The following is a 13232-nucleotide window of genomic DNA, read 5'->3' as shown; positions in this document are numbered from 1 at the left end:
GACCGTTTCGCAAAACGCGAAACGGTCTTTATTTCATACCTGTTCTGTATGGGTACGTATACGCCTATACCGCTTTTACCATTTCCACATAGACTACATATAGCAAAGGAGGTATGTGTAGATGTTTCATCGACCTAAGCACCTACAACGACCACATGTAGAAGAATATGTTGTCCGTGAAATTCAACCTGTCGTTACTCACTATATCACAAATAAAGTCTACCGACACGTTCATCAATACCCTCATACAGAGTCGTTTGTGAACAGAGAATTACCCCCACCACCTATCAACATACAGCAGCCCTGGAGACAACCGCCTCGCTAATCGTGGCGGTTTATTTTGTATACCGATTGGCATAATGACTAGCTACATAAGCATAGGGCTTTAACCTCGCCGAAAAACCTATTCGCAGTAAGCGCTCACTTAACTCTTTTGCATAGCGGGCTGAATAAAATTGATTTTCTCCACTAATATCTAAATGCGCTTCGAACGTAATGTTTGGCTTTTTCCCTACATTCACTCGTAATGCGGTTAGCACGTCTTCTGTTAATAGGGTTTCATAAAGCAACCGTTCGTAAATGGAATGTATTTTATAAGGCTTTGTTAATCGATGTGTACCTGTCCACATTTGCTTAGTGCTTGAAAGGATGACAACACCTATAACGAAACGAGTGGTTTGTGCGTGAACTTGAGAATCTGTCCCGACAATAATATGGCAGGGTTCAGAGCCATGAGTGTTTAAATAAGCTGCAATGCGTGTAAAGATATCACGAAGTAAATACTGTCTTTCTAAACGAGTCTCTGTACGATAATCAGGCATGTAAAACCTCACTTACACTATGACCTTGTTCATTGTATGCAAGTGAGTAAGAAAATAAGCCTAGTGCTCACTACGCTTTTCTAAAAAAGCAAATAAAGTGGCTTCACCAGGTAATGAACCGTAAGACACAATCGTATACCCTAATTTTTGATAGAGAAATAAGTTTTTTTCACTTTTGGACCCTGTAAATAATGCATATGTTGGAGAAGGAAGCTCTTTTTCTATAGCTTCCATAAGGGCTCTACCTACACCCTGATTTTGTGCTGACGGGTGAACCATAAGCTTCCCAATCTTTGTTACGCCATTTTCTATTTTTCCTCTTACAGACCCAAGAATGCTGCCTTGATCGTCTAATGCTTTTAAAATTAGATGACTTGAGAAAGCTTCCTGTGCATTCTCAATTGTTTCGTGTAAAGGTAAGATCGTATAGTCATTATAAAGAGCTGCCTCACTTTGATAAGCTACTTTTTGTAAGGCTAAAATGGTTTCTGCATCCTCTAAAGTCGCTTTTACAACCTGCATATCGTCTCACACTCCTCAAATAATAAAAAAAAGACAGCCATAAGACTGTCTTTACTATATTACCCACCAATTAACATTCCCGCAATCGTTGCGTTCATTAAGTTAACAAGTGTCGCAGCAATAAGGGCTTTCACACCATATTTTGCAATAAGCGGACGACGTTCTGGAATCATGCCACCAAGTCCACCAAGTAAAATCGCAATAGAAGAGATATTCGCAAACCCACAAAGCGCAAACGATGTAATAATGAAGGTACGTTCAGATAAATCACCAGCAGCGCTTGTTAATGCTTCAAAACCGATAAATTCATTTACAATCGTTTTTTGACCGATAAAGGAACCAGCTTGTAGCGCTTCACCCCAAGGAACGCCAATAATCCACGCAACTGGCGCAAAAACAAAGCCAAGGATTTCTTCTAACGTAATAACACCCAGTCCAAGAATACCGTTTCCTACAAATGATAATAAGAGGTTAATTAATGCAATCAATGATACAAAGGCAATTAGCATCGCACCAACATTTAATGCTAATTTCAAGCCGTCAAGCGCACCATTTGATGCTGCATCAATAAAGTTACGAGACTCACTTTTTACTTTTAAATTAATGGTATCTTTTGTTTCACTTACTTCTGTTTCAGGTACAATCATTTTGGCCATTAATAGCCCACCAGGCGCAGCCATAAACGTTGCAGCGATTAAGTATTCTAACGGAATACCCATCAATGAGATCCCTGCCATAACAGATCCGGCTACTGTTGCCATACCACCTGTCATAACTGCGAATAGCTCCGAAGCAGTCATTTTATTTAAATAAGGCTTAATCATTAAAGGTGCTTCTGTTTGTCCAACGAAAATATTCCCCGTTGCAGAAACAGATTCAGCGCGGCTCGTTTGTAGTAATCGAGAGATCCCCCCACCAAGATAACGAACAATAAATTGCATGATGCCGTAGTGGTATAATACACTAATAACAGCAGAGAAAAAGATAATAACAGGTAACACTTGGAATGCAAAGATCATTCCGACCCCTTCAACTGCAAAGATTCCCCCAAATAGCATATCAATTCCTGCACCTGAAGTATCAATAGCAGCTTGTACACCTCTTGTTACTTGCTCAAGCACGTAGCTTCCTATATCCGTCCATAATACAATAAATGCAAAAACAATTTGTAAAGCTAGAGCAGTCAAAACCGTTCGCCAGTTAATCGCTTTCTTATTTGTAGAAAGTAAAAAAGCAAAGGCAAGTAAAATGACAATGCCCATAATACCCCATAAAACGTTCATATTAGCCTCCCCGACGCAATTTGTCTTCATTGCGCCTTACTATTCCCTTAAGTATGAAATTCTTGCATTTTTCTTCAAAAAATATTATAACCTGACAAGATTCAGCTTATGAAAAGCGAGTAAGGAAGTCAATGCGTTCATAAAAAGTTACAATACTAAGAATCATTTCTACAATACATAAATATAGGAAAAAATGTATAGATTCAGCCATAACCATCCCTTATAAGCCTTCACAACGGTTGAATTTTTTCAACATAAAAGAAAAAGCACATCGTTGCTTCCCTAGCTAGAATTCTAAAAGAACTCGCTAAAGCGGTGCAATCGGCGCGCTTTTTTTCATGTATATCATCATTAATCGTCTGGTACAGCTTATGCAGAGTGTTGATTTAAAAAGCCAATCACTTCATTATTGTGCTCTTCAGAACCTTTTCCTAACGAGAGTAAGTGCCCCCACGTGTTTAAACAACATAGTTTTGCTGTTTGAATATGCCCTTTTGCATATTCTGCATGCTCTAAAGGAACAATTGCGTCATTAACGCTATGCACAATAAGCGTTGGTGCTTGAATGGAATCAAGTTCTTCTTCTAACGATCGTCTGATTTGGTGCATATCAATTAAGAACCCATGTCTAGAGCGCTGAAATTCCGTCATTCGATCAAACAAATACCAGTCTCTGGATAAGGTTCGCGCCTTAATTTCTTCGTAAGGCAACTTACTATAAATCGGCGCAATCGTTTTGAAGGCGATATCTGGTGAAAATCGCGCTAAACTGGACACACCTTTCCAAACAAATTTTTCCACATAGGGATAGAATAAAAAACGACTAATAAGTGCGTCACGCTTTCTCGATTCTTTCCACGGCTTCGTTACAGCCCCTTGTAGTGTAAACGTTTTGACACGCTCGGGATAATGGCTTGCTAAATAAATACCTGAAGGGCCGCCTGTTGAAGCGGCAATAACGTGCACTTTTTCAATGTGCAACTCATTTAAAAGCTCAATATAAAAACTGCATGCTGTTTCCAATGATTTTCCGATTCTCTTTGATGTATGACCGTAACCTGCTCTAGAAGGAATAATAACCGAATACCCTTGCTCAACAAGCTCTTCTAAACCAAGTTGTTCTAAACAATTGGAATGACCACCATGTAAATATAATATCGGTTCTCCTTCTCCCGTAATCGAATACTCTAAAGTCAAATCCTCATACGTAAAAGAAGCAACGCCTCTCTCCATGATGACTATCTCCTTTTTCTATAGTAGTTTGTAAAAAAAATCTAAGATGAATATTACTCCCCTTCACATGGAAAGTCAACGGGCATTTAACTAATTTTTATCTACAAATTCATACCAATTTCTACATAGACTACGTTGTAAGAGTAAACCTTGTGACAAAACGACAAAGCAACCTAATCCAGACACGTCCTCTTTCTTTATTGTAAAAACAAAACGAAATAGTATGTATTTTTAAAATTGATGTTGTAACTTTCTTCTGTTAGGGTATGGATATCGGAAATACAAATCTTTTTTACATAGTAAATACAGATTAAAGGAGTTGTTGCTTATGGCCAGTACACCTAAAAAGGAAAGCCTGAAAGAACAAGCCTCGCCGTTTGTATTAATTTCCTCGACGATTATTATCGTTCTGTTTGTATTATGGGGAATCATTAGTCCAAGTCACTTAGGGACAACGGCAGAGTCAGCACTTGATTGGATCATTGAAAACTTCGGTTGGTTCTATATGACCATTGCTAGCTTGTTCATTTTATTCGGACTCGTTGTGGCCTTATCCCCATTCGGAAAACTTCGGTTAGGGAAAGACAATGATCGCCCGGAACATTCGTTTATTTCATGGGTCGGAATGTTGTTTGCAGCTGGATTAGGCGTCGGCTTTGTATTCTTTGGAGTAGCTGAACCAATTCTTTATTATGCTGAACAGCCACCAGGTTATTCGTTTAGTTTACCTGAACAAGGTGGAGATGCAGCAGAAGTCGGTCTTCGTTACGGGGTATTTCATTGGGGACTGCACGCTTGGGGAGCGTTCTCAGTAGTTGGTTTAACCCTCGCTTATGTACAGTTTCGAAAAAATCGCCCCGCTCTAATCAGTTCTGCTTTCTACCCATTGCTTGGAAACAAAACAGATGGTTGGATGGGAAAGGGAATTGATTTATTAGCTGTCATTTCAACTTGCGCAGGTGTGGCAACCACATTTGGCATTAGCGCGCTACAAATCTCAGGTGGGATATCCTTTTTATCTCCCCTTGAAAATGGGATTCCATTACAATTAAGTATTATTGCTGTTATTACATTTTTATTTCTATTCTCAGCTGTCCGCGGGATTAATAAAGGCATTAAACGATTAACCAATTTAAATCTTGTTCTAGCAGGAATATTAATGTTTTTTGTTTTATTCGCTGGTCAAACCATTACGCTTTTAGAAAGTATGGTGACGACCCTTGGAAGCTATGCCGCAAACGTTGTTTCCATGTCTTTTTCAATGGATCCTTATAGCGATGACGGTTGGTTAGGGGCAAATACGATTTTTTTCTGGGCTTGGCATATGTCCTGGTCTCCATTTGTTGGCTTATTTATTGCCCGTATTTCAAAAGGCCGTACGATACGAGAGTTTATTGCTGGTGTTCTTCTCGTTCCAACGGTGATGGCCGTTATTTGGTTCTCCGTCTTTGGAGGGACTGCCCTTGATATCCAGCTAAGCGGAGTCTTTGATATGGCGTCTGTAGCAACAAACGAAGTTGAATTAACGTTATTCTATTTGCTTGATCAGCTTCCTTTAACCATGATTTCAAGCATACTAGCTGTAATCGTCGTAGGCATTTTCTTTGTCACATCGGCTGACTCCGCCGCTTTCGTCCTTGGCTCTATGACGTCCAACGGATCGTTAAATCCAAGCTTTAAGTTGAAAATCTTATGGGGGGTTCTCATTGCCGGTACCGCTTCTGTTCTTCTCGTAAGTGGAGATGGTGGACTCGATGCCCTACAAACCGCCGCACTCACAGCTGCGCTTCCATTCGCTTTCATTCTCGTCTTTATGCTTATTGCAATGGGGACAATGCTTACACGGGATTGGAAGACCGATCAACGTCGAAAGCAAAATGCCCATGATGACGAACTGAAGAAAGCAATGAAAGAAGAAGCATACGAAGATTTAAAGAAAGAATTAACGTCTGAGTGGCGTGAGGAATTAAAACGAGAGCTATTAGCAAATGGTCGAGCAACAGCAGAAATGGTTCATTTTCAAACAACTGACGATTCATGGATTGCCGGAAAAACACTTGCAGAGATTAAATTTCCTGCACATGTAAACGTAAGTGCGATTGAACGTGGGGATTCTATGCTCTCCCCAACAGGGAGTACAATGATTCAAGCTGGAGACTACCTATACATTCTCGTGGAGATTGAACAAAAAGAAGCAGTACAAGAAATTTTGCGCAGAACCATCTAATGATAAACAGAAAAACACGTCCTCCTTTGTACATAAAGAAGGACGTGTTTTTTTATATACCTTAATAAGTGAAGGATCGTTTAACCGTTCACAGAATAGATCATGCGAACCATGCTATTGTCTTCCTCACTCTGTTCTTCAAATCCAACTTCTTCAAAGACGTGCTTTGCCTTTGTATTGTCACCACCCATTAACACACATATTGTCTCTGGATTTGTTTCCGTCTTCAAGAAGTCTACACATTTCTGAACAAATGCTCTCCCCTTACCCTTACCAGTCTCCTCAGGGTTTAACCCTGGAGCCATTTCAATCATTCCATTTATTCGCTTCACGCCAATAAACCCGATGATCTCACTTTCACGGTAAACCGCGTATTGCCAAGTGTTTTTCTTTCCAAACTCTAAAAAAGACGTTGTCCGAGAATTCTTTTCATCATGAAAAAAGGAATAAGCTCCCTTGTACTGCCATTGATACGCAATCCACTTTGCCTGATCCTCAGTCATAGCCACAAAGCGCATACGATCTCTCCCCCAATCGAAATTTACATCTTCTCTTTTTTTTATTGTTTAGAATCCTTCTACATACAAAATGACAGGTATATTGCTCACCTAAAACAGAAAAACTGAATAAAAAGGAGGTATTTATTTGAAACACGTTAGTATCATTCTAACCAAATTGCTCATTGCCTTATTTGCTTTTAGTATTGGTTTTCTTTTTTTCACAGAAGCAACCTATGTTGATGTACTAACCTTTGCCTTGCTAACAACCACTTTGTCCTATATTGCTGTTGATTTAATCATTCTACCTCAGTTTGGAAACCGGGTTGCACTAGTGAGTGACTTTATCCTCACTTACTTTATTGTATGGGTATTTGGATCAGTTTTATTTGCAAACTACATGCTTATTGCATGGGGTAGCATTTTAGCAACAGGGATTATGACCTTATGCGAAGTCTTTGTTCATAGCTACCTTATGAAGCATGTGTATACGAAAGAAAGCCATCGTCAGCACAAAGCGCGCTTTGCTTTTGACACAGAATTCGCAAAAGATGAAGACCCAGCTTCACCCATAAAAAAAGACCGTGACTAAAATCAACTTGTCGAGCCAATCGACAAGTTTCTTCTTTTATTACGAGAGTCGCTCCGATACCCTCTTCCATACTGCCTCTATAGTGTACCACAACCGACAAAAACTGCACGTATCGAGTTTGCTATTTCGTCACAAATTCTTAAAAATTCCCTTCTTTCATATCTACAAAAAAGCCGTTGCACTCAAGCGCAACGGCTAAAACCTATTTTCATTTATCACCTTTTACCCTTACTAGCGTTCTTGCAGCGTCCCTGTTTTCACAGGTGCTTGAGCAAGGCTGTCCTTTGGAAAAATAAAGGTCCAAGGCATACTTGTGTAAGGAGGCACAGTTTGGATGGAAAACGACCGCTCTGCAATCGTTTCACCCTCTTCGACACAGGCAATAAGCTTACTCTCCCAGACATCTTCTTCAGAAGATTGATTTTGAATAATCACTGTAACAAGTAAGTCGCCTCGATAATTAAAAGCTTGACGATAGGGAATAAATCGTTCTGTCTTACCGACAGCTAGCAACGCTTTAAGCTCGTTTAAATCACCCTCAGCAATCGTCTTTCTCCAGGCTGATTGTAATTGAAAGGTTTGCATAATTAAAAACTCCTACTATTTCTTTAAGCTAATCCTATCTCTTTTTTTATCGTTTGTAAAAAAGGCACGCTCACCTGTCGAGCTTTCTCCGCCCCATCTTTAAGGACTCGTTCCATCTTTTCAGGGCTTGAAAACCATTCTTTATAGAGCTCCCTTGGTTCCTCAAGCCTGCGGTTTGCAACTCGGAAGAGTTCACCTTTTGCATCGCCCCAGCTTATTCCTGCCTGATAGGCTTCTTCCATCGCTTTCACTTCCTCTGCTGTCGCGAATTGTTTATACAACATGTAAATTGTTGATGTTGCAGAATCTTTTGGAGCAGACGGAGGTAACGAATTCGTCTTTATTTTATAAATACGCTTCTTAAGCTCGTCTTTCTCCATAAATAAAGGGATTGTATTTCCATAACTTTTGCTCATTTTTCTCCCATCTAAACCAGGAAGGACTGCAACATCCTCCATAAGGTAAGGCTCTGGAAGCTTTACTGTTGACCCGTGCTGACTACGCATTGCTAAGCCTAGATCTCGTGCGATTTCAATATGCTGGATTTGATCTTTTCCTACTGGTACGACATCTGGCTCTATTATAAGAATATCAGCAGCCATTAAAATAGGATAAGTAAAGAGCCCCATATTGATGCCTGCATCTAATTCCCTGCTGTTCGCTTCGTTTTCATCAACCATTGCTTTATACGCATGGGCTCTGTTCATTAATCCTTTCGGAGAAAGAGTGGCGAGAATCCAACTTAATTCAAACACCTCCGGAATATCCGATTGTCGATACAAGGTTGTTTGATTTGGATCAAGCCCTAATGCGAGCCAACTCGCCACAACTCCTTTCGTTAAAGCATGCAGCTCCTCTCTTTGGTGAGGTTTCGTTAGCCCATGACCATTTGCAACAAAATAATAAGATTCATGATTTGCTGCTAGCTGTAAAGCTGGCTTAATAGCACCGATATAATTTCCTAGGTGAATATCTCCCGTTGGCTTTATACCTGTTAAACTCCGCTTCATCTTGTCTTCCTCCTTTTTGACAATAGAAAAAGGGCTATCCATCCAAAAAGGACGGATAACCCGTGGTGCCACCTTTGTTCGCTTCATCATTGAAACGCACTCCAATACGTACGAGAGTCTGGCTCTGATACGCTGTCTTTTTTAACGGTAAGACGTCCGCCTCGCCTACTAAACGTTCAGCAAGGAAGCTCCGAAGTCCATTCCATTCGCACGCTACACTAGTTCACACCAACCACTAGCTCTCTTCAGTAACGCCACCAATGTACTTACTCTCCATCTACGCTCATCTACCTAAACTTTATAAGATTTCCTCATAAAAATCAACTTCCATAAGTGAAAATGATAAAATAAAATAATCACTTAAAAAGGAGGATTCTCTTTTGAAGATTGTCGATACGACACCAGCGTTTCTAACGAATAGCACCCATACCCTATTTACACTTCGCCAGTATGACGCTACATTTCCTTCTGTGTTTACTGAATACTTCTCCTATCATTGTACACAAACTGATTTACGCTTACAGAGTGCCCTCGAACGCTACCCCACTGATTTAACCCATATAAACGATCTCCGTATTCAGCTGTCAAGCCTCCTACATAAAACCGTGCATCTTTATGAAAAACACTTCCACTTAACCTATGGGCAAACGATCTACCTCATCGTTGGCGCGTACAGTTCAAATGCCTATACTCACCGACAGATTTTGCCTGATATAACGCTCTCTTTAGAACAACTGCCTAAAAACAGAGATGGTTTACGTGTGTTACTTGCTCATGAAATTGGCCACGCGATTCACAATCAGTGGACTGATCTCGAAGGAATCGACTGGGAGCAGGTTCGTTGGGAGAGTTTACTGCTTGGCATGTATCGAGAAGGAGTAGCAACTCATTTTTCGAGACAAATTGTCCCAAATGTAGCAGACGAGCTTTACTATACCTACGGGTCGTTAGGTGGGAAAGATTGGTTTGTATTCGCTCAAGAAAATTAGATAGACATAAAACGAGCTTTTTTAAAGGATTTTAACGAGCTTTCGGAGAAACAGTTGTTTCGTGAGTGGTATTCCATTAATGGCGGAGAGCACTTTGGTTATCCACGGCTCGCTTACTTCCTAGGTGACCTTTTTTTTCAACATGAACGAACATGAAAAGGCGTTAAAGCAGCCGTCCTAGCATGGCGTCATCCCACTTATTTGTCTGAAATTAACGCTTGGTTACAGCATCACTAGTGACAGTTTCTAAAACGATACCAAGTTACAATTATGTGCATACTTGTGCTAAGGTTTGAATCAACCTACACTAGAGTTATACCAATACAGCGGATCAAGAGATCCAAAAGGAGACGATTATGAGTAACGAAAAGATTGCGATTGTCTATTACAGTTCTACTGGTACAAACTATCAGCTTGCAAAATGGGCTGAAGAAGCGGCAACAGCAGCTGGTGCCGATGTGAAAGTACTAAAATTCCCAGAGTTAGCTCCAGATGCAGCAATTGATTCTAACCCTGCATGGCGTGCCCATGTTGAAGAAACAAAAGACGTTCCTGAAGTAACGCCTGCAGATATGGAATGGGCAGACGGCTTTATTTTCTCCGTACCGTCTCGTTTTGGAAACGTTCCTGGTCAAGCAAAGCAGTTCTTTGATACTCTTGGTGGTTTATGGGCAGGCGGTAAGCTTGCAAACAAAGTTGTCAGCGGCATGTCTTCTGCAGCAAACGCGCATGGCGGTCAAGAACAAACCGTTCTTTCCCTTTACACAACCATGTTCCACTGGGGTGCAATCATTGCAGGTCCTGGTTACACAGATCCAGTCGCATTCGCTTCTGGCGGAAACCCTTATGGAACAAGCGTAACAGTTGACCAAGAAGGCAATATGGTTGAAGACGTTGAAGAAGCAGTTAAACACCAGGCTAGACGTACAGTATCTGTTACGAGCTGGGTAAAAGCAGGTCAATAAGAAAAGAGAGCACATGATGTGCTCTTTTTTTTTCGTAAAAAAAAGAACGGACAACAGCTCTCCATTCCAATTCATCTAGTTATACAGTTATTGTATGGTCGATCCAACAATATGGTAGCCTTTCCGCTTTAGAAATTGAGCAGAACGACTAATTTCTTGCTCATCTCTTCCAATTAAGTGAACCGTCTTTTTGTTTATTTCTTTATAATAACGCTTTAAATAAGGCAATGGGATGTTTATCGTGTTCAAAAAATCGTCCTTATAGGCAAGGTGGTAATCTCTTACATCCACACATTGCACGTTCATGGTATCCTCGCAATGCGGCACAACCGTATCTTCCACACAACACATGTGTATCGTTCCTCTCCATCGTCCCAATGCTTCCTATCTGTCTTGATGTGGACTTAAGCTTATCTTCATTTTGTATCATATAAAACATTAGACTGCTTTGCCAACAAAAAAGCCTTACACCGATTGTCCTGTGACCTCAACTTGCTTTTCCTTACTCATGGACTCGTATTGGGCTATTTTTTGATCTAATCGATCAAGCGTCTCTGTCATCTCTTTTAATCGTTCTTTTAGTTGCCCTCGCTGCTGAATTAATAGTTCTTTTCTTGGATTTGCCGTTTCTTCACCTTGTTGATAGAGTGCCACATATTCAATTAGTACCTCAATTGGTAATCCAGCTCTACGCATACATTTCGCAAACTCAATTCTACGGCAGTCTAATTCAGTGTATTCACGAATTCCGCTTTTACTACGGTTTACCGGAGGAATTAGACCAATTCGTTCATAATAGCGGAGCGTATCTTGCGATAAACCCATTTTTTCACTCACTTCTGAAATTAACATCGGATGCCCTCCTTTTTATTAATCGTAACACTTGGAGTTCACTTTAAGGCAAGAAGATCTAAAGACATTTAGTCATGGAATAACCACCTTTTTTACCTTGAGCTAGAAAACGCTTACGTCAGTTAAGCGCTTTGTTCCAATGTTTCATCCCCATTCATTTGGGAATACAGTGAGAAATTAAGATTTACAAGGAGTGGAAAAAATGAGCGTACAACCTTTATATATGAACGGCGAATTTGTAACTTCACAATCACATGAGTTCATTGATGTGGTTAATCCAGCTACAGAGGAAGTACTATCTCAAGTTGCTGATGCTACTGAAGAAGAAACCAACCATGCTGTTGAATCGGCTTGGGCTGGTCAGAAAGTGTGGGAGAAGGTTCCTCAAGTGGAGCGAGGTCGCATCGTTCGTCAAATTGGCGACGCGATTGCAGCTGACAAAGAAACGTATGCAAAAATGTTAAGCGAAGAACAAGGTAAACCGCTTGAAGAGGCCCGTGGTGAAGTTGATACAGCTGTTGACTTCTTCCACTATATGTCAGAATGGAACCGAAAAATTGGTGGCGACATCGTTCCAAGTGACGATCCAAATGAACAAATTCTGATTCAAAAGAAACCTATAGGCGTTGTAGCAGGCATTATTCCATGGAACTACCCTGTTTTTATTTTTGCTCGCAAGGTCGCTACAGCTCTTATTACTGGTTGTTCAGTCGTCATTAAACCATCTGAAGAAACACCGAATACAGCAGTTGCTTTTGCAAAGGTGATCGATAAAGCCGGCTTACCTAAAGGCGTATTTAATCTAGTGACCGGTAAAGGAGATACAGTAGGAAACCGCCTTGCCAGCCATCCGAAAGTGGCACTTATTAGTATGACGGGTAGTGTGCCTGCTGGAACCAAAGTGATGGAAGCAGCCGCACAGAATATCACAAAAGTAAACCTTGAGCTCGGTGGAAAAGCGCCCATCATCGTATCAAAACACGCTGACCTCGATTTAGCTGTCAAACATATTAAAGCTTCTCGAATTGAAAACGCCGGACAAGCTTGTATTTCAGCAGAACGTGTTTACGTGCAAGAAGAGGTTGCCGAAACCTTCACGAAGAAAATGGTGGCGGCTATGGCAGATACGAAGGTTGGCTATTCTCTCAATGAAGATCAGATTGATATGGGACCGTTAGCAAGTTCCCATCATTTAGAAAAAGTTGAACAGCTCGTGAATCATGCAAAGAAAGCTGGCGCTCATGTTGAACTTGGTGGAGAACGAATGGACAAAGAAAGAGGCTTTTTCTACGCTCCAACTGTATTAACGAATGTGAACCATGACGATGAAATTATGACAACGGAAGTCTTCGGTCCCGTTCTACCGATTACCACGTACAACACATTTTCAGAGGCCATTGACTATGCAAATGACTCTATTTATGGCTTGGCATCAGCCCTCTACACAAATGACTATAATGAAATGATGCAAGCAGCACGAGATTTACATTACGGTGAAACCTTTGTAAACCGCGAAACAGGTGAAGCGATTCAAGGTTATCACGCAGGTATGCGCCAATCCGGTATTGGCGGCACTGATGGAAAACATGGCTTAAATGACTTCTTATCAACACATGTGATGTATCTTGCCTATCAAGACGAAAATTAAGAAGGGCG

15 protein-coding genes and 1 other annotated feature are annotated in these 13232 nt (G+C 40.7%); of the genes, 6 read left to right on the top strand and 9 right to left on the bottom strand.

The window, feature by feature from the left end:
* Positions 1-121 precede the first annotated feature (121 nt).
* A complete protein-coding gene (locus FPV17_RS01605) occupies positions 122-325 on the top strand; it encodes a CotD family spore coat protein (RefSeq protein WP_144557578.1) in 204 nt (67 codons plus the stop codon).
* Positions 326-335: 10 nt separating this feature from the next.
* Here the strand turns inward: FPV17_RS01605 and FPV17_RS01600 are convergent, their stop codons facing one another.
* The 4 genes from FPV17_RS01600 to FPV17_RS01585 all read right to left on the bottom strand — a co-directional run bounded on the left by FPV17_RS01600 (position 336) and on the right by FPV17_RS01585 (position 3859).
* Positions 336-821 carry a ribonuclease H-like YkuK family protein gene (locus FPV17_RS01600; protein ID WP_144557576.1) on the bottom strand — a complete coding sequence of 162 codons (486 nt, stop codon included), beginning with the start codon at positions 819-821 and terminating at the stop codon, positions 336-338.
* A gap of 60 nt (positions 822-881) precedes the next feature.
* The gene (locus FPV17_RS01595) at positions 882-1343 is read right to left on the bottom strand and encodes a GNAT family N-acetyltransferase (protein ID WP_144557574.1); all 462 of its coding nucleotides are present in this window, start codon (positions 1341-1343) and stop codon (positions 882-884) included.
* A 59-nt stretch (positions 1344-1402) separates the two neighbouring features.
* Entirely contained in the window at positions 1403-2626 is a 1224-nt protein-coding gene (locus FPV17_RS01590; protein WP_144557572.1) for a NupC/NupG family nucleoside CNT transporter, read from the bottom strand.
* A gap of 369 nt (positions 2627-2995) precedes the next feature.
* Entirely contained in the window at positions 2996-3859 is an 864-nt protein-coding gene (locus tag FPV17_RS01585; protein WP_035394401.1) for an alpha/beta fold hydrolase, read from the bottom strand.
* A gap of 328 nt (positions 3860-4187) precedes the next feature.
* Here FPV17_RS01585 and FPV17_RS01580 point away from each other — a divergent pair, with 328 nt between their 5' ends.
* Positions 4188-6086, top strand: a complete 1899-nt coding sequence (locus FPV17_RS01580; protein ID WP_144557570.1) for a BCCT family transporter — start codon at positions 4188-4190, stop codon at positions 6084-6086.
* Between the two features lie 80 nt (positions 6087-6166).
* Here the strand turns inward: FPV17_RS01580 and FPV17_RS01575 are convergent, their stop codons facing one another.
* Positions 6167-6604, bottom strand: coding sequence for a GNAT family N-acetyltransferase (locus FPV17_RS01575; protein ID WP_144557568.1), 438 nt, complete (start codon positions 6602-6604; stop codon positions 6167-6169).
* Between the two features lie 127 nt (positions 6605-6731).
* Between FPV17_RS01575 and FPV17_RS01570 the strand changes: the two genes are divergently transcribed.
* Positions 6732-7175 carry a DUF2512 family protein gene (locus FPV17_RS01570; RefSeq protein ID WP_144557566.1) on the top strand — a complete coding sequence of 148 codons (444 nt, stop codon included), beginning with the start codon at positions 6732-6734 and terminating at the stop codon, positions 7173-7175.
* Positions 7176-7406: 231 nt separating this feature from the next.
* On the opposite strand, the gene FPV17_RS01565 is transcribed toward FPV17_RS01570, so the two are convergent.
* Both FPV17_RS01565 and FPV17_RS01560 read right to left on the bottom strand, forming a co-directional pair.
* Positions 7407-7760, bottom strand: coding sequence for an SLAP domain-containing protein (locus FPV17_RS01565; RefSeq protein WP_052007801.1), 354 nt, complete (start codon positions 7758-7760; stop codon positions 7407-7409).
* 23 nt (positions 7761-7783) lie between these two features.
* A complete protein-coding gene (locus FPV17_RS01560) occupies positions 7784-8770 on the bottom strand; it encodes a tryptophan--tRNA ligase (protein ID WP_144560387.1) in 987 nt (328 codons plus the stop codon).
* A gap of 44 nt (positions 8771-8814) precedes the next feature.
* Positions 8815-9059: a binding site (T-box leader), on the bottom strand.
* 91 nt (positions 9060-9150) lie between these two features.
* Between FPV17_RS01560 and FPV17_RS01555 the strand changes: the two genes are divergently transcribed.
* Both FPV17_RS01555 and FPV17_RS01550 read left to right on the top strand, forming a co-directional pair.
* Positions 9151-9759: a hypothetical protein gene (locus tag FPV17_RS01555; RefSeq protein ID WP_144557564.1), complete on the top strand. Its 609-nt coding sequence runs from the start codon at positions 9151-9153 to the stop codon at positions 9757-9759.
* A gap of 356 nt (positions 9760-10115) precedes the next feature.
* Positions 10116-10724, top strand: a complete 609-nt coding sequence (locus FPV17_RS01550) for an NAD(P)H-dependent oxidoreductase (protein WP_060704299.1) — start codon at positions 10116-10118, stop codon at positions 10722-10724.
* A gap of 87 nt (positions 10725-10811) precedes the next feature.
* Here the strand turns inward: FPV17_RS01550 and FPV17_RS21625 are convergent, their stop codons facing one another.
* Together FPV17_RS21625 and FPV17_RS01545 are read right to left on the bottom strand one after the other, a co-directional pair.
* Positions 10812-10973, bottom strand: a complete 162-nt coding sequence (locus tag FPV17_RS21625; protein WP_158331962.1) for a hypothetical protein — start codon at positions 10971-10973, stop codon at positions 10812-10814.
* A 216-nt stretch (positions 10974-11189) separates the two neighbouring features.
* Positions 11190-11576: a MerR family transcriptional regulator gene (locus FPV17_RS01545; RefSeq protein ID WP_035394412.1), complete on the bottom strand. Its 387-nt coding sequence runs from the start codon at positions 11574-11576 to the stop codon at positions 11190-11192.
* 202 nt (positions 11577-11778) lie between these two features.
* Between FPV17_RS01545 and aldA the strand changes: the two genes are divergently transcribed.
* Positions 11779-13224 (top strand): aldehyde dehydrogenase, encoded by a 1446-nt coding sequence (aldA, locus tag FPV17_RS01540; protein ID WP_144557562.1) that lies wholly within the window; start codon positions 11779-11781, stop codon positions 13222-13224.
* Positions 13225-13232: the final 8 nt, after the last annotated feature.

It is taken from the genome of Shouchella miscanthi, assembly GCF_007725405.1.
Taxonomy (GTDB): domain Bacteria; phylum Bacillota; class Bacilli; order Bacillales; family Bacillaceae_D; genus Shouchella; species Shouchella hunanensis.
This window is presented reverse-complemented; position numbering and strand designations above follow the sequence as displayed.

Excerpts from the sequence above, each read along its gene's own strand:
- FPV17_RS01605 (WP_144557578.1), top strand. The coding sequence starts at position 122 with ATGTTTCATCGACCTAAGCACCTACAACGACCACATGTAGAAGAATAT.
- FPV17_RS01600 (WP_144557576.1), bottom strand. The coding sequence starts at position 821 with ATGCCTGATTATCGTACAGAGACTCGTTTAGAAAGACAGTATTTACTT.
- FPV17_RS01595 (WP_144557574.1), bottom strand. The coding sequence starts at position 1,343 with ATGCAGGTTGTAAAAGCGACTTTAGAGGATGCAGAAACCATTTTAGCC.
- FPV17_RS01590 (WP_144557572.1), bottom strand. The coding sequence starts at position 2,626 with ATGAACGTTTTATGGGGTATTATGGGCATTGTCATTTTACTTGCCTTT.
- FPV17_RS01585 (WP_035394401.1), bottom strand. The coding sequence starts at position 3,859 with ATGGAGAGAGGCGTTGCTTCTTTTACGTATGAGGATTTGACTTTAGAG.
- FPV17_RS01580 (WP_144557570.1), top strand. The coding sequence starts at position 4,188 with ATGGCCAGTACACCTAAAAAGGAAAGCCTGAAAGAACAAGCCTCGCCG.
- FPV17_RS01575 (WP_144557568.1), bottom strand. The coding sequence starts at position 6,604 with ATGCGCTTTGTGGCTATGACTGAGGATCAGGCAAAGTGGATTGCGTAT.
- FPV17_RS01565 (WP_052007801.1), bottom strand. The coding sequence starts at position 7,760 with ATGCAAACCTTTCAATTACAATCAGCCTGGAGAAAGACGATTGCTGAG.
- FPV17_RS01560 (WP_144560387.1), bottom strand. The coding sequence starts at position 8,770 with ATGAAGCGGAGTTTAACAGGTATAAAGCCAACGGGAGATATTCACCTA.
- FPV17_RS01550 (WP_060704299.1), top strand. The coding sequence starts at position 10,116 with ATGAGTAACGAAAAGATTGCGATTGTCTATTACAGTTCTACTGGTACA.
- FPV17_RS01545 (WP_035394412.1), bottom strand. The coding sequence starts at position 11,576 with ATGTTAATTTCAGAAGTGAGTGAAAAAATGGGTTTATCGCAAGATACG.
- aldA (WP_144557562.1), top strand. The coding sequence starts at position 11,779 with ATGAGCGTACAACCTTTATATATGAACGGCGAATTTGTAACTTCACAA.